Source organism: Haloplanus salinarum (assembly GCF_009762275.1).
Classification (GTDB): domain Archaea; phylum Halobacteriota; class Halobacteria; order Halobacteriales; family Haloferacaceae; genus Haloplanus; species Haloplanus salinarum.
In genome coordinates, this window is the sequence record NZ_CP034345.1 from 3,068,897 (window position 1) to 3,085,494 (window position 16,598).

21 protein-coding genes and 1 tRNA gene are annotated in these 16,598 nt (G+C 69.5%); 8 read left to right on the top strand and 14 right to left on the bottom strand.

All coding sequences use genetic code 11. From position 1 onward, the window contains the following. Positions 1-151: 151 nt before the first annotated feature. Positions 152-355: a DUF8132 family protein gene (locus EI982_RS17060; RefSeq protein WP_157690830.1), complete on the bottom strand. Its 204-nt coding sequence runs from the start codon at positions 353-355 to the stop codon at positions 152-154. Between the two features lie 19 nt (positions 356-374). Next, positions 375-653 (bottom strand): acylphosphatase, encoded by a 279-nt coding sequence (locus tag EI982_RS17065; RefSeq protein WP_157690831.1) that lies wholly within the window; start codon positions 651-653, stop codon positions 375-377. Between the two features lie 102 nt (positions 654-755). Here EI982_RS17065 and EI982_RS17070 point away from each other — a divergent pair, with 102 nt between their 5' ends. After that, on the top strand, positions 756-1,202 hold the full coding sequence (locus tag EI982_RS17070; RefSeq protein WP_157690832.1) for a universal stress protein: 447 nt from the start codon (positions 756-758) through the stop codon (positions 1,200-1,202). A 65-nt stretch (positions 1,203-1,267) separates the two neighbouring features. On the opposite strand, the gene EI982_RS17075 is transcribed toward EI982_RS17070, so the two are convergent. Together EI982_RS17075 and EI982_RS17080 are read right to left on the bottom strand one after the other, a co-directional pair. After that, positions 1,268-2,152: a DUF5794 domain-containing protein gene (locus EI982_RS17075; RefSeq protein ID WP_157690833.1), complete on the bottom strand. Its 885-nt coding sequence runs from the start codon at positions 2,150-2,152 to the stop codon at positions 1,268-1,270. Positions 2,153-2,430: 278 nt separating this feature from the next. Beyond that, a complete protein-coding gene (locus EI982_RS17080) occupies positions 2,431-3,480 on the bottom strand; it encodes a LolA family protein (RefSeq protein ID WP_157690834.1) in 1,050 nt (349 codons plus the stop codon). A gap of 83 nt (positions 3,481-3,563) precedes the next feature. On the opposite strand from EI982_RS17080, the gene EI982_RS17085 reads away from it, so the two are divergent. Both EI982_RS17085 and EI982_RS17090 read left to right on the top strand, forming a co-directional pair. After that, on the top strand, positions 3,564-3,983 hold the full coding sequence (locus tag EI982_RS17085) for a VOC family protein (protein WP_157690835.1): 420 nt from the start codon (positions 3,564-3,566) through the stop codon (positions 3,981-3,983). Positions 3,984-4,157: 174 nt separating this feature from the next. After that, positions 4,158-4,433: a HalOD1 output domain-containing protein gene (locus EI982_RS17090; protein WP_157690836.1), complete on the top strand. Its 276-nt coding sequence runs from the start codon at positions 4,158-4,160 to the stop codon at positions 4,431-4,433. A 9-nt stretch (positions 4,434-4,442) separates the two neighbouring features. Here the strand turns inward: EI982_RS17090 and EI982_RS17095 are convergent, their stop codons facing one another. Then, positions 4,443-4,793 carry a nuclear transport factor 2 family protein gene (locus EI982_RS17095; RefSeq protein ID WP_157690837.1) on the bottom strand — a complete coding sequence of 117 codons (351 nt, stop codon included), beginning with the start codon at positions 4,791-4,793 and terminating at the stop codon, positions 4,443-4,445. A 270-nt stretch (positions 4,794-5,063) separates the two neighbouring features. Here EI982_RS17095 and EI982_RS17100 point away from each other — a divergent pair, with 270 nt between their 5' ends. Next, positions 5,064-6,374, top strand: a complete 1,311-nt coding sequence (locus tag EI982_RS17100; RefSeq protein WP_157690838.1) for a hypothetical protein — start codon at positions 5,064-5,066, stop codon at positions 6,372-6,374. A 42-nt stretch (positions 6,375-6,416) separates the two neighbouring features. After that, complete coding sequence (locus EI982_RS17105; protein ID WP_157690839.1) at positions 6,417-8,681, top strand: NADP-dependent malic enzyme; 2,265 nt, start codon at positions 6,417-6,419, stop codon at positions 8,679-8,681. A gap of 1 nt (position 8,682) precedes the next feature. On the opposite strand, the gene EI982_RS17110 is transcribed toward EI982_RS17105, so the two are convergent. After that, on the bottom strand, positions 8,683-9,123 hold the full coding sequence (locus EI982_RS17110; protein WP_157690840.1) for a universal stress protein: 441 nt from the start codon (positions 9,121-9,123) through the stop codon (positions 8,683-8,685). A 102-nt stretch (positions 9,124-9,225) separates the two neighbouring features. Here EI982_RS17110 and EI982_RS18555 point away from each other — a divergent pair, with 102 nt between their 5' ends. After that, the gene (locus EI982_RS18555) at positions 9,226-9,381 is read left to right on the top strand and encodes a DUF7563 family protein (RefSeq protein ID WP_166033678.1); all 156 of its coding nucleotides are present in this window, start codon (positions 9,226-9,228) and stop codon (positions 9,379-9,381) included. A gap of 27 nt (positions 9,382-9,408) precedes the next feature. Next, positions 9,409-10,200, top strand: coding sequence for a diphthine synthase (dph5, locus tag EI982_RS17115; protein ID WP_157690841.1), 792 nt, complete (start codon positions 9,409-9,411; stop codon positions 10,198-10,200). A 263-nt stretch (positions 10,201-10,463) separates the two neighbouring features. Here the strand turns inward: dph5 and artA are convergent, their stop codons facing one another. The 6 genes from artA to EI982_RS17145 all read right to left on the bottom strand — a co-directional run bounded on the left by artA (position 10,464) and on the right by EI982_RS17145 (position 15,116). Beyond that, on the bottom strand, positions 10,464-11,408 hold the full coding sequence (gene artA, locus EI982_RS17120) for an archaeosortase A (RefSeq protein ID WP_157690842.1): 945 nt from the start codon (positions 11,406-11,408) through the stop codon (positions 10,464-10,466). Positions 11,409-11,447: 39 nt separating this feature from the next. Next, positions 11,448-12,524, bottom strand: coding sequence for a DUF7350 domain-containing protein (locus EI982_RS17125; RefSeq protein ID WP_157690843.1), 1,077 nt, complete (start codon positions 12,522-12,524; stop codon positions 11,448-11,450). A gap of 57 nt (positions 12,525-12,581) precedes the next feature. Further along, positions 12,582-13,871: a DUF7405 family protein gene (locus tag EI982_RS17130; protein WP_157690844.1), complete on the bottom strand. Its 1,290-nt coding sequence runs from the start codon at positions 13,869-13,871 to the stop codon at positions 12,582-12,584. Positions 13,872-13,929: 58 nt separating this feature from the next. After that, a complete protein-coding gene (locus tag EI982_RS17135) occupies positions 13,930-14,445 on the bottom strand; it encodes a winged helix-turn-helix transcriptional regulator (protein WP_157690845.1) in 516 nt (171 codons plus the stop codon). Beyond that, positions 14,442-14,780, bottom strand: coding sequence for a DUF7471 family protein (locus EI982_RS17140; protein WP_157690846.1), 339 nt, complete (start codon positions 14,778-14,780; stop codon positions 14,442-14,444). Before EI982_RS17140 ends, EI982_RS17135 begins: the two co-directional genes overlap by 4 nt. Before the next feature lie 251 nt (positions 14,781-15,031). After that, positions 15,032-15,116 (bottom strand) — tRNA-Leu (locus tag EI982_RS17145). 153 nt (positions 15,117-15,269) lie between these two features. Between EI982_RS17145 and EI982_RS17150 the strand changes: the two genes are divergently transcribed. Next, the gene (locus EI982_RS17150) at positions 15,270-15,830 is read left to right on the top strand and encodes a DUF420 domain-containing protein (protein ID WP_157690847.1); all 561 of its coding nucleotides are present in this window, start codon (positions 15,270-15,272) and stop codon (positions 15,828-15,830) included. Between the two features lie 68 nt (positions 15,831-15,898). Here EI982_RS17150 and EI982_RS17155 read toward each other — a convergent pair whose 3' ends face one another. Then, positions 15,899-16,174: a DUF7521 family protein gene (locus EI982_RS17155; RefSeq protein ID WP_157690848.1), complete on the bottom strand. Its 276-nt coding sequence runs from the start codon at positions 16,172-16,174 to the stop codon at positions 15,899-15,901. After that, the gene (locus EI982_RS17160) at positions 16,171-16,548 is read right to left on the bottom strand and encodes a winged helix-turn-helix domain-containing protein (protein WP_157690849.1); all 378 of its coding nucleotides are present in this window, start codon (positions 16,546-16,548) and stop codon (positions 16,171-16,173) included. Before EI982_RS17160 ends, EI982_RS17155 begins: the two co-directional genes overlap by 4 nt. Positions 16,549-16,598 lie beyond the last annotated feature (50 nt).

Here is a 16,598-nt window from a genome sequence, read left to right on the forward strand (position 1 = left end):
CGTTGACTCCAGGGGACGCCGGACGGCGGGGGCGGTCGACCAGTCCGCTGGTAACCGAGACTATAAACCATGTCAGGAGTACACACGGATAAGTCTTGCTGGGATCCCGGGTAATCGGCCGGATCGAAACCGTGCCCCGTCGTGCGACCGACTACAGTCTGGCGTAGCGCGTGGCGCCCCAGGCCGCCACGGTGACGCCGACGACGAACGCGCCGAGCGTCGCGAGCAGCGGTCGCGGCGCCAGCGTGGGGCCGCCGAGGAAGGGTCCGCGGACGACGAGATACCCCGCGCCGAGCGTCACGACGAGTCCCAGGGCGCCGACGACGCCGGCCACGAGCTTGACGACCGAACTCACGTCGGTCGGTCACCCTCACTCATCGGCGGATCGTAAAGTCCGATTCGCCGTCCGGTTTCTCGTAACTCACGTCGACGTCCCGGACGTCGGCGGCGGGACTGCCGGTGTGACACCACTCGATCATCGACTCGACTGCCGCCTCCTCGCCCTCGAAGACGGCCTCGACGCGTCCGTCGCTCAGGTTGCGCACCCAGCCGTCGACGTCCCTGGCTCGCGCGGCGTCCCGGGTGTTCGCACGGTAGTACACACCCTGGACCCGTCCCGAGACGAAGACGCGGGCCCGCACTCGCTCGCTCATGGTGGTTCGTTCGTGATCCACCGATAAAAACCCGAAGCGTGCGACCCGGGACCGTGCTGGCCGCCGACAACACTACGCCCGCCGGCCGACCTAGGGGGACGTATGTATCGAACCATCCTGGTGCCCACGGACGGAAGCGACGCTTCGGCGGCGGCGGTCGATCACGCGGTGGATCTGGCCGACCGATACGACGCCCGCATCCACGCGCTGTACGTCGTCGACAGCGGGTCGTACGGCGTCCTCGGGGAGAGTACGCCGACGGTCGTCGAGGCGTTGCACGAGGAGGGATCGCGGGCCGTGTCGGCGGTCGCGGAGGCGGCCGCCGACGCGGGCGTCGAGGCCGACACGGCCGTCGTCGAGGGGGCCGTCCACCGATCGATCCTCGACTACGCCGAGGAGGCCGAGGCCGACCTGATCGTGATGGGGACCCACGGCCGACAGGGCATCGACCGATACCTGCTCGGAAGCGTCACCGAACGGATCGTCCGGTCGTCCCCGCTTCCCGTGCTCACCGTCCGGTCGGCGGACGACTCATACGGATTATCGTAACTGTTCACCGGTGGTTCGCCGGACCGTCTCGGCGAATCACCGGTAACGACGTACAATAAACAGTATCATAACCACGGGGCGCGGGACTCCTCCTCGACGGGGAACGGCGAGGGGCGACCCTCGTCCTCGGCGGGGGCGTCGGCGTCCTCGTCGGCGACCTCCGGTGACCCCTCCGGGGCCGGATCCTCGTCTCCGGCGTCCGCGTCGTCCGCCGCCGGGGCACGGCCGGGGTCGAAGGAGAACAGGGCCGTCACACAGAGGACGCCGAGCGCCACGGGCGCTTCGGTGGGCATCAGGCCCAACACGGAGAGCGCCAGCATGCCGAGGGCGACGGCGCTCCCGAACCGGAACAGATCGAGGTCGACCGATTCCTGCAGCACCGGTCCGAGCGCCGCGATCAGCATGGCGAAGCCGACGCCGACGCCGGCGGCGGCGACCCCGCGGACGACGAGGCCGGGATCGGCCACGAACGTCACGGACGCCCCCGCAGGCTGGAGGCTGGCGATCAGCCCCAGGCCGATGATGACCGCCGGCCGGGGGAGGTATTCGCCGACGCGCGCGCTCGCCGTCTTGGCCGCGACGGTCAGGATGACCAACCCGGCGAACCGCTCGAAGACCGCCATGTCGATGAGACTCTGGACGGTTGGCGCCAGCGCGGCCTCCACGGCCGCCGCCGGGAGGAGGACGAGCGCCAGCAGCGCGATGGCACGCACGCGCTCGCGGGGCGAGCCGTCCATCTCGGCGAGGACGACGGCGACGGTGGCCGAGCCACCGAAGATGAGCAGGCCGGTCTCGAGGATGCCGAACGGATAGGTGAGCGCCCCCGCCAGGATCAGCGCGGGAAAGATCCCGTCGATCAGCGGGAGCATCATCACCGTCGCGAGGAGCTTCGTCGCACCACCGACGCGTCGCTCGAGGCGGAGTGCGATCGGGTGTTGAGAGACGCTCATGCCACGCTAGCGGCCGTAACCATCGGCCGACCGGTGGTGTAACGCCCGCGACCTATCGGGTCGGTCGGAGACGTTCGCGTCGGTTCCGAAGCGTTTGAAATTCGCCAGCGCTGTAAAGATGCCGGAGTTCTCGACGGAACTCGTCCGGGCGGCAGTGCGCGTGGCGATGGAACGCTTCGAAGCCATAGGCGTAAGTGGGGCCACGGCGGTATTAAACGTTGCGTGGGACGGGGCCCCACGACCGTCGACGGCACCGATCCGGCCGTCGCGGTGCCTCCCTACCCGTCCAGTCGGCGGGCCAGCGACACGGCTCGGTCCTCACTCCCCTCGACGACGACGGCCGTCGTCACGCCGTCGTCCTCCCAGTAGACCACGGCGGCGTCGCGGACCGTCGTCACGTTCGCCTCGTGGCCGTCCACGGTCACGCGGGTGGCGTTCTCGCCCGACCGATCGAACTCGCGGTCCGCCGTCGTCGAGACGACGGTCACGTCGTCGCCGTCGTCGCGGTACCGCTGGGCGACGTTGGTGCCTGCGGCCCGCGTGAGGACCGTCGCGTTGCGGAACTCGGCGTCCAGCCGCGGCAGGTCGAGGCTCGTGTTCGTCTGCGCCGCGCCGAAGGCGTCGTAGCGCTCGACCGAAGCGACCGAGAGGCGGTCGCCCGGCGGGTCGAAGGTGCTGTCGTGGACGCTCGCGTTGAACCGCGTCTCGCGGTAGTCGATCACCGTGGTGTTCGTCCCGTCCTCGGTCTCGACCCGCAGAAGCCGCGAGTCGTCGACGGCGACCCAGACGGTCGCCGTGGTCGTCGCCGACGGGTCGTCCGGGCGCACCTCGACGACGTGGGCGTCCGTCCCGTCGTCGCTCCCGCGGCGCAGGTACGTGGCGCTCAGGTTCGCCTCGTCGGCGGACCGGTTCGTGGGGTCGAGGGTCGACGAGGCGTTCCCGACGGGTTCGACGCCGGCCACGCGGCCGGCCGCGCCGCGCTCCACGGCGACGCTCCGATTGGGGCCGACGTACCAGGCGACCGTCTCGTTGACGCCGGTCCGGTAGGTGACGTTCTGGCCCGCGACGACGGTCCGAGACCGGTTACCCGCGGCGGCGAACTCGACGGTCGACGTGCGGTTCGCGCTCCCGTTGTCGACGGTCACGTTCGCCGTCACGACGACGGTGTCCGCGGCCGCGTACCGGTCCCGCGTGTCGTTGAGCACCGACTCGCCCGAGGGCTGCCCGTCGTCGGTGCCGGTCGTCGCGGCGCCCGCCACGGCCACCAGGGCGACTACCGCGACGACCAGAAGCGCCAGGCGGCGCCACTCGCCGAGTGTCGGTCGCATGACTGCTAGTACGCCCGGATCTCAAAGAAGGTTCCCCCGGCCGTATCGAAGCCGCTATGTCGACGGCGGCCCCGCCCGACGACGTGACCCGACTCGCTGCCCACCACTTCGGCGTGACCGTCTCCGACCTAGATCGTGCGGTCGAGTTCTACGGCGACACCCTGGGGCTCGGCGACCCCGAGCGGTTCAGCGTCTCGGGGGAAGCCTTTGCCGACGCCGTCGACGTCGACGGCGCCACCGGGCGGTTCGCCCACTTCGACGCCGGCGGCGCCCGGATCGAACTCGTCGAGTACGACCCCGAGGGTCCCGACGCCTCCGGCGGGACCGTGAACCGCCCCGGGGCCAAACACCTCGGCCTCTCCGTCGAGGACCTCGACGCCTTCTACGCCGGCCTCGACCCCGCCGTCACCACCCTCAGCGAACCCCGAACGACCGAGAGCGGGACGCGCATCCTCTTCGTTCGGGATCCGGAGGGGAACCTCGTCGAGGTGCTCGAAGCCTGAGACACGTTTGCCAAAAGACGTATTCCAGCGAGGCGGCTAGCTGGTCCCCGTAGCACAGGCACACATCATGCCCGACCACCATCGCGGCCCCCGACGGCGGCGTATCGCCGAATCTCCCTCGAGCGGCCGTAACACGGCCCTCCCTCCAGCGGCGACGGAGGTGTCCCGTCGGCCATGATCGGGACCGATCCCCCGGCCTCCTGGGACGACGACCGGGACGCGTACGTGGCCGACTTCGACGCCGAGGGTCTCCCGCCGAGCATCGCCGTCGCCGAGGCGCTCGATGTGGCCCGCGAGGGGAGCGACCGACCGCTGTTCGACTACGTCGATCCCGACGCGCTGGACGCGCTCGTGACCGACTCGGGCCCCTCGATGAGCGTAACCTTCGCGGTCGAGGAGATGCGGGTCACCGTCCACGCCGACGGCCGCGTCTTCGTCCGACCGTCCTGACGCCGACGGCTACGCCTTCGGTTCGATCTTCCCGGCGAACGTCTGTCGGTGGATCGTCCCGTCACGGACGACGAACGTGTCGGTGCAGAACTCGTAGTCGTTCTCTGGGGTCTCCCCGTTCCAGACGATGTACGCGTACTCGTCCTCGACGGTCTTCCGTTCGAGGTCGATCCGCGAGCCCTCCTGGGAGAACTCCTCGAACAGATCGGCGAACAGGCCCTCGATCTCGTCGAGCCCCCGGAACGTCCCGACGTTGGTGATGACGACGGACTCGTCCGTGTAGTCCGCGAGCGTCTCGTCGAGATCCTGTGCGGTGAAGGCGTCGAGGTGGTGGTCCAGCACGTCTTCGGTCGTTGTCATCGGTGTAACACCGGCTACCCGTTTCGGGCACACTATCATGAACGTTACCCGTAGACGGGCCGGGCGGGGTCACCCGCCGAAGTAGATGACTGCGAACCCGAGCGCCGCGGCGAGGAGGATAAACACCATCATGTATTCGAAGAGACCGTCCGGCGTCGTCAACGATGGAAGGTTCATACGGCGTCGTTCGACACCCCGGTTCAAGACGTTAACGCTCGCCGAGTGGTCGGCCGACAGAGCTAATTGGCCGCCGGCCTTCCCTTTCACCGAATGTCCGTGACCCGACGGGGACTCCTGGCGGCCGCGGCGCTCGCCCAGTCCTCCATCCTCGCGGGGTGTTTCGACGGCTCCAACGGTACGACCGCCGACGACGGATCGAACGCCGACGGCGGGTCGACTGCGGCGGCAACGGGGACCCCCGAACCGACCGGGACGAACGCGACAGAGACGGCGACGGCGACGGCGACGCCGGTGGCCCACGCCGACCTCGCGGGCGCTACGGCCGACGTCGTCGCGGAGTTCGAGTGGTTCCGCACGGAGTATCCGGCGGCCATCCGCGGACTCCGAACGCGGGTCAACCGGGTGCTCGGCGCCATCGGCGACGCCGAGACCGCCGACGAGGCGACCCAGTCCCACGTGACGGCGCTGCGGGAGGCGACCACGACCGTCGCCGACTACGTGCGGTCGAGCCTCGTCGATCACTTCGTCGTCGACGCCGCGCTCCGGCGTGGCGACAACGTTTACGTCCGTGACTTCGAGCGGGGCGTCACCCGGAACGACGAGGAACTACAGCGGCGGGCGCTCTCCAGTGCCCGGGTGTTCTACCAGCGGGCCATCTCGACGGAGTACGTCGAGAACGCGTTCTCCCGGCGGCCGATCTACGGGCCACTGTACGACACCTTGGTCCCGGGCGGGGACGACCGGGTCGTCGCGCTCGTGAGCGCCGACGACGACTTCGTCACCTGGTCCCATCCGGACCGCACCGAGTCGACGGCCGGCGACGGGATCGACCGGCACACCCACGAGTTCCCGAGCGGGCACCGGACCTACACCCACGCACACGCCCACTCCCCCCCGCATCCGATCGGCGATCACGAGAACGAACCGCAGTACAACGAACTGTACGCTGTCGGCGAGGACGGTACCGTGGCTCTCCTCGAGGACACGGTCGACTACCGCGAGCGACTCGACGACTTCGAACCGGTCCTCACCGACCTCTTCGGCCCGGTCCGATCACCGAGTCGGACGGCCGGCGTCACGATGCTGATCGACACGGTCGACGCGGGGTTCGACGCCGAACCGCTGTACGTCGAACGGTTCGCCTCCCCCGAGGTCGCCCGGTCGGCCGTCGCGTCGGCCGATGACGGCCCCGTGACCGCGTCCGGCACCGCCACCTTCGCCGGGCGGCCGTGGGACCGCGTGCTCTACGAGATCGACGGCACCACCGTCTACGCCTACCGCATCCGCGCCGGCGCGGCGGTCGTCACCGCGCTCCCGTCCGACGTGCCGTGGGAGCGCCGGCCGGAGTGGGCCGCCAGCCTGCGTGGCACCTGGCTCGACACCCCGCCCGCGGACGCGTAACCGTCCGCCCCGTTTTATCAGCGCGGGTGTCGAGTCGGCGGTATGGGACTCGACGAAGACGCCCTCGACTACCATCGGCGCGATCCGCCGGGCAAGGTCGCCATCGAGACGACGAAACCGACCAGCACGCAACGCGACCTGAGTCTCGCGTACTCGCCGGGCGTGGCCGCGCCCTGTCGGGCCATCGCCGACGACCCGACCGACGCCTACACCTACACCGCGAAGGGGAACCTCGTCGGCATGGTCTCGAACGGATCGGCCGTCCTCGGACTGGGTGATATCGGCGCGCAGGCGTCCAAACCCGTCATCGAGGGGAAGGGTGTCCTACTCAAGCGCTTCGCCGACATCGACGTGTTCGACTTCGAACTCGACACCGACGACCCCGACGCCATCGTCGAGGCCGTCGCGCTCACCGAACCCTCCTTCGGCGGCATCCACGTCGAGGACATCAAGGCCCCCGAGTGTTTCGAGATCGAGGAACGGCTCCGCGAGCGGATGGACATCCCCGTCTACCACGACGATCAGCACGGCACCGCCATCGTCTCCGGGGCGGCCCTGCTCAACGCCGTCGACCTCGTCGACAAGGACCTCGCCGACTTGGAGGTGGCCTTCGCCGGCGCGGGCGCCAGTGCCATCGCCACCGCCGAGTTCTACGTCTCGCTCGGCGTCCCCCGCGAGAACGTGACGATGGTCGACTCCGAGGGAATCATCACGACTGCGCGCGCGGACGCGGGCGAGATCAACGACTACAAGGCACGGTTCGCGAGCGACCGCCCCGCCGGCGACCTGGCCGACGCCATGGCGGGTGCCGACGTCTTCGTCGGCCTCGCCGTCGGCGGCCTCGTCGACCCCGAGATGGTTCGCTCGATGGCCCGGGACCCCGTCGTCTTCGCCATGGCCAACCCCGACCCCGAGATCGGATACCACGAGGCCCGGGCGGCCCGCGACGACACGGTGATCGCCGCCACCGGCCGCTCGGACTTCCCGAACCAGGTGAACAACGTCCTCTGTTTCCCCTTCATGTTCCGGGGCGCGCTCGACGTGCGCGCCCGCGAGATCAACGAGGAGATGAAGGTCGCGGCCGCCCGCGCACTCGCCGAACTCGCCCGCGAGGACGTCCCGGACGCCGTCGCGAAGGCCTACGGCGACGACCCGCTCCGCTACGGTCCCGAGTACCTCATCCCGAAGGCGCTCGACCCGCGCGTGCTGTTCGAGGTCGCCCCCGCCGTCGCCCGAGCAGCCGTCGAGAGCGGCGTCGCCCGGGTCGACCTCGACCTCGACACCTATCGCGAGGACCTGGAGGCCCGCCTCGGAAAGGACCGCGAGATGATGCGGATCGTCCTCAACAAGGCCAAGACCGACCCCAAGCGGGTCGCCCTCGCGGAGGGGACGAACCCGACGACCATCCGCGCCGCCGCCCGGATGGTCGAGGAGGGGATCGCCCACCCCGTCCTGCTCGGGGACCGCGAGACGATCGAGGGGCAGGTGGCCGACCTCGGCCTCGAGTTCGATCCGGCGATCGTCGACCCGACCGAGGCCGACGTGCTCGACGCCTACGCGGACCGGCTCTACGACGCCCGCAAGCGAAAGGGCCTCACGCGGGTCGAGGCCGCGGACCGCGTCCGCACCGACACCGACTACTTCGGGAGCGTGATGGTCGAGGCCGGCGACGCCGACGCGCTCCTGACGGGACTGACCCACCACTATCCCTCGGCGCTGCGGCCGCCGCTCCAGGTGATCGGGACCGCCGAGGACGCCGACTACGCGGCCGGCGTCTACATGCTCGCCTTCCGGAACCGGGTGATCTTCGTCGCCGACACCACCGTCAACCAGGATCCTGGAGCCGACGAGTTGGCCGAAATCGGTCGCCACACCGCCGACCTGGCGTGCCGCTTCAACGTCGAGCCGCGCACGGCCTTCCTCTCGTACTCGAACTTCGGGAGCGTCGACAACGCGGGGACGCGCAAGCCCCGGCGGGCCGCCGAGCGGCTCCGAGCGGATCCGGCGGTCGACTTCCCGGTCGACGGCGAGATGCAGGCCGATACGGCCGTCGTCGAGGACGTCCTCGAGGGCACCTACGACTTCGCCGAGCTCGGCGAACCCGCGAACGTGTTGATCTTCCCCAACCTCGAAGCCGGTAACGTCGGCTACAAGCTCCTCCAGCGCCTCGGCGGCGCCGACGCCGTCGGGCCGATGCTGGTCGGCATGGACGACCCCGTCCACGTCCTCCAGCGTGGCGACGAGGTCAAGGACATCGTCAACCTCGCGGGCGTCGCCGTCGTCGACGCACAGGAACGCGACGGGTAGCTCAGTCGGCGTCGTCCCCGATGTTGACGACGAACACGGGGACGGTCGCGTTCTCGACGACGCGCTCGGTGACCGAACCGAGGTGGGCGAGCCGGTCCCGACCGGTGCGGCCGTGGGTCCCCATCGCGATGACGTCCACGTCCGCCTCGTCGGCGTACCCGAGGATGGTCTTGTAGGGGATGCCCTCGCGGACGCCGGTCACGGCGTCGACGCCGGCCGCCCCGGCCCGCTCGGCCACAGCCGCGACGGCCCCCTCGCCGCGCTCCGTGAGGCGGGCGATCAGGTCGTCGCGGTCCTCGTCGGCCGCGAGTTCGAACCGACGGTCGATGACATAGAGGGCGTGGACCGTCGCGTCGTGGTTGCGCGCCATCTCGAGGGCGTGGTCGAGCGTCCGCTCGACGCCCTCGCTACCGTCCGTCGGGACGAGTATCGCGTCGTACATACGCGGCCGTTCGACCCCCGAGCACTTGAAACGACGACTCCCGTCCCGATCACGTCGGTCGGCCGTAACGTACATGATGGTTCACGTCACTCGTTGGCACGTATGCCGAGCTGTCAGAACTGTGGTTCGTTCGTCACCGACGACTACGTCCGAGTGTTCGCCCCCACCGGCATGACGGAACCGCGCGTCTGTCCGAACTGTGAGGATCTGGTCCGCGACGGCGCGGACGTTCGGCAAGCGCGCGCGAGACGCACCTGATTTATCGGCTCGCGTCCCACGACCCGTATGCTCACTTTCGTCGGCCTCGGACTCTACGACGAACGGTCGATCACGGTCGAGGGACGCGACGCCCTCCGTGCGGCCGACCGTGCGTTCGCGGAGTTCTACACCAGTCGCCTCGTCGGGACCAGCGTCGACGCCCTCGAATCCCACCACGGGGTCGACATCGAGGTCCGGGACCGCGCCGGCGTCGAACGGAACCCCGATCCCATCCTCGACGCCGCCGCGGACGGCGACGCCGTCTTCCTGACCGCCGGCGACGCCATGATCTCGACGACCCACGTCGACCTCCGCCTGCGCGCTATCGACCGCGGGATCGACACCAGGGTCGTCCACGGCGTCACCGCCCAGTCCGCCGCAAGCGGCCTCACCGGCCTCCAGAACTACCGCTTCGGCAAGGCGGTCACGCTCCCCTTCCCCCGTGCCCACGGCGGGGCGGGCGTCCCCGACTCGGTCGTCGACTCGGTCGCGGCCAACCGCGAGCGTGGCCTCCACACCCTCGTCTACCTCGACATCAAGGTCGACGACGGACGGGGACCGGACGCCGGCGAGCGGTTCATGACCGCCGACGTCGCCGCGGATCTGCTCGCCGCGGAGTGGCCCGACCGCCTCGCCGTGGCCGTGGCGCGGGCGGGGAGCCCGGATCCACTGGTCGCCGCCGACCGCCTCGCGGCGCTCGCTGACCGCGACTTCGGCGACCCGCTCCACCTGCTGGTGATCCCCGGCGAGGTCCACCACGTCGAGGCCGACGCCCTCCGGACGCTCGCGGACGCGCCCGCGGCGCTCCTCCCGGAGTAGGGAGCGTCGATCCACCATTGGAAACGCGACACCGACGCGAAAAATATCACGAAAATATTATGCAGATGCGGGAGATCGCCGGTTTTTTTTGCAAAAACACGGGTAAACGGGATAAAATTTTAATACGGTTGAGGAGTTCCTGTCGAACGGGGGAAGCGGTCGGGGTCGGCAGGCTCTGAGGCCGGGTGACGCCCGCCGCCGCGACACGCCATACCGATCAGGAACGCTCAGCCTGCCCACGAAAGCATTGTGGCCGTCTCCCCCTAATCGGCGCCCGGTCCGATCTCGTCCGGTTCGGGCAGGTCGAGCGCCTCCCGGAGGTCGTACTCCTCGCGGGTGACGACATAGAGGACGTCCTCGACGATTGTCAGGAGTTCGGGGAGTTCACGCACCACGAGGAACGTGACGCCGATCAGGGCGAACACCGCGAGCACCTGACTGATGACGCGATCCGAGATGTAAAACGAGACCTTGTAGGGGTCGGTGCCGCCGAACAGGAACAGCACCTCGTCGACGAACCACTGCATGTACTGCTCGCCGAACATCACGGCGATGAACGTCGTGCGCGCGATGTTGAGGACGTAGATGATCGGCACGGCGACGGCGAGGGCCCGGAGTTTTCGACGCAGCGGTGCCTCGACGGCGCCGATGAGGCCGACGAAGATGGCGATGCTGCCCAGCCCCGTACAGGCGAGAATGATCGAGAACAGGATGACGTGTCCGCCCTCGGTGACGAACTTGAACGTGTTGAGATACCCCTGGTCGCCCTCGACGAGCGTCGGCGTGTAGCCCAACAGTTCCATCGCCCGTTCGGTCTGGGCGGTCGTATGTGAGATGAGGATATAGCGAGGCGACGGGAGCGCGAGGCCGCCGACCGTGAGCGCCGGAATCGTCTCGAAGGGGAGGTAGACGACGCCCATGACGGCGATGGCCTTCGAGAGGACGAAGAGGGAGTCCCGGCCGTCGTAGAGGAGCCAGCCCACGTACAGCGACGCGGGGACGGCGACGAGCGAGAGGAAGCCCTCGACGAAACTCTTCTGTTCGAACGCGAAGTGGGGCACGAGCGCGGCCCAGAAGGCGGCGAAGACGGCCCACGCGGCGACGGTCACCGCCCGACCGCCGTCGCGGTCCTGCCACCGGAGGAGGGCACCGACGAGAAAGAGGCCGACGACGGCCCAGGCGAGTACGTCGGTGACGGGGCCTGCCATATCCGTGACAACGACATCGACCGATAAATCCCTTGTCGTTCAGGGTGCCTCGACCGTCACGTCGGGCATCCCGCCCGTGACTCCGCCGAAGGCCGTTTCGTAGCCCTCGTGGCGCGCCGTCTGTGGTTGGACGGTCGTCGAGAGGGTGAGTGTGTCTCCCGACTCGACGCCGTCGACGACCGCCCCGTAATGATAGCCCAGGTCCGGATCGAGCGTGCGCGCGAACTCGCCGTCGTATACGGCCTCGCCGTCGCGCTCTAGCCGTCCCGACAGCCCCATCGCGGGGATCACCATCCGGTTGTACCGGGTCCGTGCCGAGACGGCGAGGTAGGTCCCCTCCGCGTCGATCCCCGTCGGCGGGCCGTCGAGTGCGGTCACGACGAGGCGGGCGTCGTCGCTCGTCGCCGCGCCGAGGACACGCCCCGGCAGCGCCGACTCCGGCGGCGCGAAGGAGTCGGGGAGCCCCTCCATGCCCATGGGGTCGACCGCCCCGGGCGTGCCGGCCCGGTCGTCGAGGGTTCGGAACTCGATCTCCTCTTTCGCCGCCTCGCTGTACTCGAAGGGGATCTCGACGGTCGCCGGGTCGGCGAACCGCCCCTCGAACGCCCCCGTTCGGCGCGTCGACACCGCACCGACGCTCAGGCGGACCGCGTACGTCCCCTCCCCGTCGAGGCCGAAGTTCGCCCCGTAGTGAAACCCCATCGGCTGGGAGAGCATGGGGTAGATGGCCTCCTGGGAGACGAGCGACCCGTTCCGATAGATCTCGGCCGAGAGGCCCGTGTCGGGGAGGATCGCCTCGGTGTCGGCGTCCCAGACGCTCGCCATCAGGTGGACGGCGTCGTCGGTGTCGATCTCGGTCAGCGAGACGTTCTCGCCGTTGACGTTCCAGAACCGGTGGGGGTAGCTGTACATGAGGCCGACCACGTAGTCGCCGCTCGACGCCGTGCCGACCATCTCCATTCCCTCGACGTGACTGGGGAGGTAGACGCCGTCGGGACGGTCCTCCGGGACCGGGGGAACGCCGGCCGCCCGCGTCTCCATCAGCCTAGAACAGCCCGCGAGCGTCAGCGCTCCCGACAGGGCCGCGCCCGTCCGGAGCAGTTCCCGGCGCTTCATATCCCCGCTCGGGGCTCGGACGGAAAACCGGTTCTGGTCCGGTCGTCGAACGGGTGCTCACTCCGGCCGCGGCGTCGGCAGGACACGGTGTCGACGTGGCGGGACGAGGAAGTTCCCCCGGCGACGCACGAAGATGTACTCCAGGATGCCGTTGTTGACCCGCTGGCGGATCGCCGGCGTCGCTTCCGTCAGGTCGGTCCCGTTCATCGCCCGGCGCACGGCCTCGAACGCCGAGATCCGCCGCTGGAGCGACGGGAAATGCAGGCTCGCGACCCGCTGATCCGACCCGATGTCGTCGGTCGACTCGAAATGTCGGCGGAGCAGGCGCACGTTCCCGTCCGTGTCGCGGTTGGCCCGCGCGGCCTTCTGGGCGTGGCCGACCCGGCCGTGCTCCCGTGCGTCGTCGACGATGCCGTCGACGAACCGGTCGATCCCGCTTGACGACCCGAGGTTGTCGCCGACGCCCTCGACGAGGCCGTTCTCGGCGTGCCCCGGGCTGAACATCTCCATCACCCGCTCCGCTTCGGACTGCTCGTCGTACCAGTCGTCGAGTCGCTGGCGGAGGTTGGCGATCACTTTGGTCGTCCCGCCGGCGAAAGGCCCCGACTCGATGGTCACGTAGTCCTCCGTCGCCTGGTTGCCGCGGAACCCCGCCTGGAAGCCCATGAACAGCGGCGACGCCTCGGGCACCGGTTCCGAGTCGGGGATGCCCGCCGCGTCCTGGTTGGCCGCGGGGAGGCCGGCACCGACGAAGCCCGTCCGCCGGGACGCCACCGTCGCCACCTCGGTCAGCGGCGGCACCGACACGCCGTTGGCCGTCTCGCGCTCCCCGCGGAGGGCGCGGTCGGCCGTCAGCACGACGTCGGCCCGGTCGCTGGCGAGGTGGAGGACGGCATCCTGTCGGTCGAAGGTCGGCGACTCGAACGGCGACAGGGCCGTCGGCTCGGGGAGGTCGACCCCCTCGGGGAGCGACGCGTCGAACCGGTCGAAGTAGGCCGGGGAGTAAGCGAGCGAGTGGAGGAGCCCCTCGTGACGCCACGCGTAGGCGCGGTCGAGGGCGGTAAGCGACGCCGCGAGCGCCTCCCGGTCCCCGTCCGTCGGCGGCCCCTCGACGTCGAAATCGAGGTACAGAAGGATCTGGTGGGCGGGTAGCTGCGTGTTCCCGTGATCGTCGTGGCGAACGTACTCGCGCCACGCGTGCTGTCTGGGCGGTTTGGATGCGGGATCGCCCGTCGGGACGGGGTCGTCGTCGGTGCGGTCCAGACAGGCGCTCAGCGCGCTCGCGCCGCCGAGTGCGACGGCCGCCTTCAGAACCGCGCGCCGCGATCGGTCGCCGTCGGTGGACATCGGTCGGCGGAGCCTTCGGGCCTCGACGGGAAGCGGGTTGTGGTGTGGCTCTCGAAGGCTACTCGTCGGCGACCAGTCCGTCGACGAGTCGCGTGAACCGATCGACGAGTCGCTCGGGGAGGGTGGGTTCGACCTCGCGGAGCGCGCGGGCGGTCGCCCCCGGCCGCGACAGGGCGAGGGTCACGCGGCCGCGTTCGTCGCGTCGCTTCTCGACGAGGCCCTGTTCGACTAAGTGATCCAGGTGCCACTCCAGCGTGCTCCGGGCGATGCCGAGGTCCGCCGCGACGGCCCCCGGTGGACTCGGCCCCCGGTCGATCAGGGAGAGCAACGCGTCCCGCGCCGTCTCCCGTCGCAACACGGCGATGGCCCCCCGCTCCGCCGCGTCGTACTCCGGCGTGTAGTAATGCGTGCGGCCGTACAGCGGCTCCGCGACCAGGTCGCCCGCCCGGCGGAGCTTCTTGAGGTGGTACTGGGCCTGCCCCGTCGCCAGATCGAGTTCGCGGGCGAGCCGGTTGAAGTGGTCGCCCGGGTTGGCGGCGACGTGTCGGCGGATACGGTCGCGCTGGGTCGTCACGAGGCCGACACCTCCCGGTCGACGCTCCGGGCGTAGTACACCGCCGCGACGACGAGCGCCACCAACACCACGTCCAGGCCGTGTTCGAAGAGGTGGTGATCCGCGGGTGAGAGTCCCCCGAGCAGGCTCATCCCGACGACGGCGGACCGACCGAGCAGCGCGGCGAAGGCGGCGACGAGCAGGAGGTAGGGCCGGGAGCGCCGCTGCACGAAGGCGGCGAAGGCCACCCCGAGGAGCACGGCTGCTCCGAGCGTGGCGACGACGACGACGGCGACCAGCCCGGGCGACCTAAAGCCCGCGTCGGCGACGGCGTGCAGAGGCAAAGACGGTTCCATGTGCGCCCGTTCGGACCGGGCGCACCTGAACGCTTCGTCGTGGCTGCCGCTCGCCGTCGACGTCCGCGGAGAAGTTTTGCGTGGGTGATGTCCCGGATGGGAATCACCTGCATCGGTGGGCGCGAACGTCCGTTCGCGTCCGTGCGATGCGTGGGACCGGATTTGAACCACGGTCGAACGCTCGCGCGTTCTCCCTGATTCGAACCCGGGTGTGCATCCCCGGCCGCTCACGTCCGTTCGCGTCCGTGCGATGCGTGGGACCGGATTTGAACCGGCGGACCCCTATGGGACAGCGCCCTCAACGCTGCGCCGTTGGCCTAGCTTGGCTACCCACGCTCGCAGTGTTCTGTGTTTCGTCGGTACGCATACCACCGTTGTCGGGGGTATTTGAAATGGCTTTCCTTTTGCCCGTCGTCGTTCGGTGGCCTCCGTCGTGGCGCCCGCACCGAAATCCCCGACGTTTTGTGAGTTGCTACCCCACCGTCGGGTATGCAGCTCGACGCACGGAACCGCGTGCCGGCACTCACCGCCGTCCTCACCGCCGCGTCGCTCGCTCTGGTGTTCGGCGCGGTGCTCGGCGCGATTCCCCGCGGCGCCGTTCCGCGCGCGCCCGAGGCGGTTCTGACCGCCATCCCCCACGTCAACGCCGCCGTCAGCGCCGTCGCCGTAGTCACTATCGCCGCGGGCATCGCCTTCGCCCGCCGCGGCGAGTTCGACAGACACCGCGCGATGATGCTTACCTCGGCCGCCCTCTTCGCCGTCTTCCTCGTGCTCTACCTCTACAAGGTGACACTCGTTGGGCCCGCGGAGTTCCCCGGCCCCGACGCCGTCCGCCGCTGGGTGTATCTCCCCCTCCTCGCGGTCCACATCCTCCTCGCCATCGTCTGTATCCCCCTCCTGTACTACGTGCTCCTGCTCGGGACGACACGTCCGGTCGCGGCGCTCGCCGACACCGCCCACGCCCGCGTCGGACGGGTGGCCGCGGCGCTCTGGCTGCTCTCCTTTGTCCTCGGCAACGTCGTCTACGGCCTGCTCTATCTCCGCTACTGACCGACCACGGGTCGATCCCGTCGCAACCGACCGTAACGGTACCCGAGGAGACCGGCGCCGAACCGGTGTCACTCCACGTACAGCGAGTAGACGATGACCGCGAAGCCGACGAGGGTGAGTCCGCTCTCGATGACGACCGAGTGCGTGAGCGAGAGCGCGGTGAACTGATGGCCGACGCCGGCGAGGAGCGCGCCGACGGTGACGAGACCGAACCCGATGCCGAGCGCCCGGAGCGCGGGCGTCCCGGTCCGACGGTAGGCCTTGAGCGAGAGGAAGGTGATGAGGCTCCCGAGCAGGAGTGTCCCCGTCTTGACCGCCATGAGCGCGATGTCGATGTGGCTCATGTTTCCTTGCGAACCTCCCCCCACAGTGACGCGAGGCGCTCGTCGGCGCTGTGAGACGGCCGGTCGATACTCACGTCCAGGTCGCGCTGCTCGGTCACCCCGATGGTGACGGCCTCGAAGTCGACCTCGTAGCGCGTGGCGTGGTGACCGTCCGGTCTGATCTCCGTTCCCTCGACGAGTAACGATGCTTCGGTCAGTAGGTCGAGTTTTCTGTAGGTCGTAGACATGGGGATATCACATTCCTCCGACACCTCGGTCGCCGTCATCGGCTCGTCGAGGTGCCGAATGATGGTCCGGCAGTCGGCGTCGTCGAGAGCGTCCAACACCGACTGCAGGTCGGGCGGATCGTCGCCCGACAGCGGATCGCGCACCATACACACCCCTCGCCGAGGAACTCACTTAGGCCCGCCGTTTCCCGGAGCGC

Bases quoted from the DNA above. Each gene is read 5' to 3' on its own strand.
- EI982_RS17065 (WP_157690831.1), bottom strand. From the start codon at position 653: ATGAGCGAGCGAGTGCGGGCCCGCGTCTTCGTCTCGGGACGGGTCCAG.
- EI982_RS17070 (WP_157690832.1), top strand. From the start codon at position 756: ATGTATCGAACCATCCTGGTGCCCACGGACGGAAGCGACGCTTCGGCG.
- EI982_RS17075 (WP_157690833.1), bottom strand. From the start codon at position 2,152: ATGAGCGTCTCTCAACACCCGATCGCACTCCGCCTCGAGCGACGCGTC.
- EI982_RS17080 (WP_157690834.1), bottom strand. From the start codon at position 3,480: ATGCGACCGACACTCGGCGAGTGGCGCCGCCTGGCGCTTCTGGTCGTC.
- EI982_RS17090 (WP_157690836.1), top strand. From the start codon at position 4,158: ATGATCGGGACCGATCCCCCGGCCTCCTGGGACGACGACCGGGACGCG.
- EI982_RS17095 (WP_157690837.1), bottom strand. From the start codon at position 4,793: ATGACAACGACCGAAGACGTGCTGGACCACCACCTCGACGCCTTCACC.
- EI982_RS17100 (WP_157690838.1), top strand. From the start codon at position 5,064: ATGTCCGTGACCCGACGGGGACTCCTGGCGGCCGCGGCGCTCGCCCAG.
- EI982_RS17105 (WP_157690839.1), top strand. From the start codon at position 6,417: ATGGGACTCGACGAAGACGCCCTCGACTACCATCGGCGCGATCCGCCG.
- EI982_RS17110 (WP_157690840.1), bottom strand. From the start codon at position 9,123: ATGTACGACGCGATACTCGTCCCGACGGACGGTAGCGAGGGCGTCGAG.
- EI982_RS18555 (WP_166033678.1), top strand. From the start codon at position 9,226: ATGCCGAGCTGTCAGAACTGTGGTTCGTTCGTCACCGACGACTACGTC.
- dph5 (WP_157690841.1), top strand. From the start codon at position 9,409: ATGCTCACTTTCGTCGGCCTCGGACTCTACGACGAACGGTCGATCACG.
- artA (WP_157690842.1), bottom strand. From the start codon at position 11,408: ATGGCAGGCCCCGTCACCGACGTACTCGCCTGGGCCGTCGTCGGCCTC.
- EI982_RS17125 (WP_157690843.1), bottom strand. From the start codon at position 12,524: ATGAAGCGCCGGGAACTGCTCCGGACGGGCGCGGCCCTGTCGGGAGCG.
- EI982_RS17130 (WP_157690844.1), bottom strand. From the start codon at position 13,871: ATGTCCACCGACGGCGACCGATCGCGGCGCGCGGTTCTGAAGGCGGCC.
- EI982_RS17140 (WP_157690846.1), bottom strand. From the start codon at position 14,780: ATGGAACCGTCTTTGCCTCTGCACGCCGTCGCCGACGCGGGCTTTAGG.
- EI982_RS17150 (WP_157690847.1), top strand. From the start codon at position 15,270: ATGCAGCTCGACGCACGGAACCGCGTGCCGGCACTCACCGCCGTCCTC.
- EI982_RS17155 (WP_157690848.1), bottom strand. From the start codon at position 16,174: ATGAGCCACATCGACATCGCGCTCATGGCGGTCAAGACGGGGACACTC.
- EI982_RS17160 (WP_157690849.1), bottom strand. From the start codon at position 16,548: ATGGTGCGCGATCCGCTGTCGGGCGACGATCCGCCCGACCTGCAGTCG.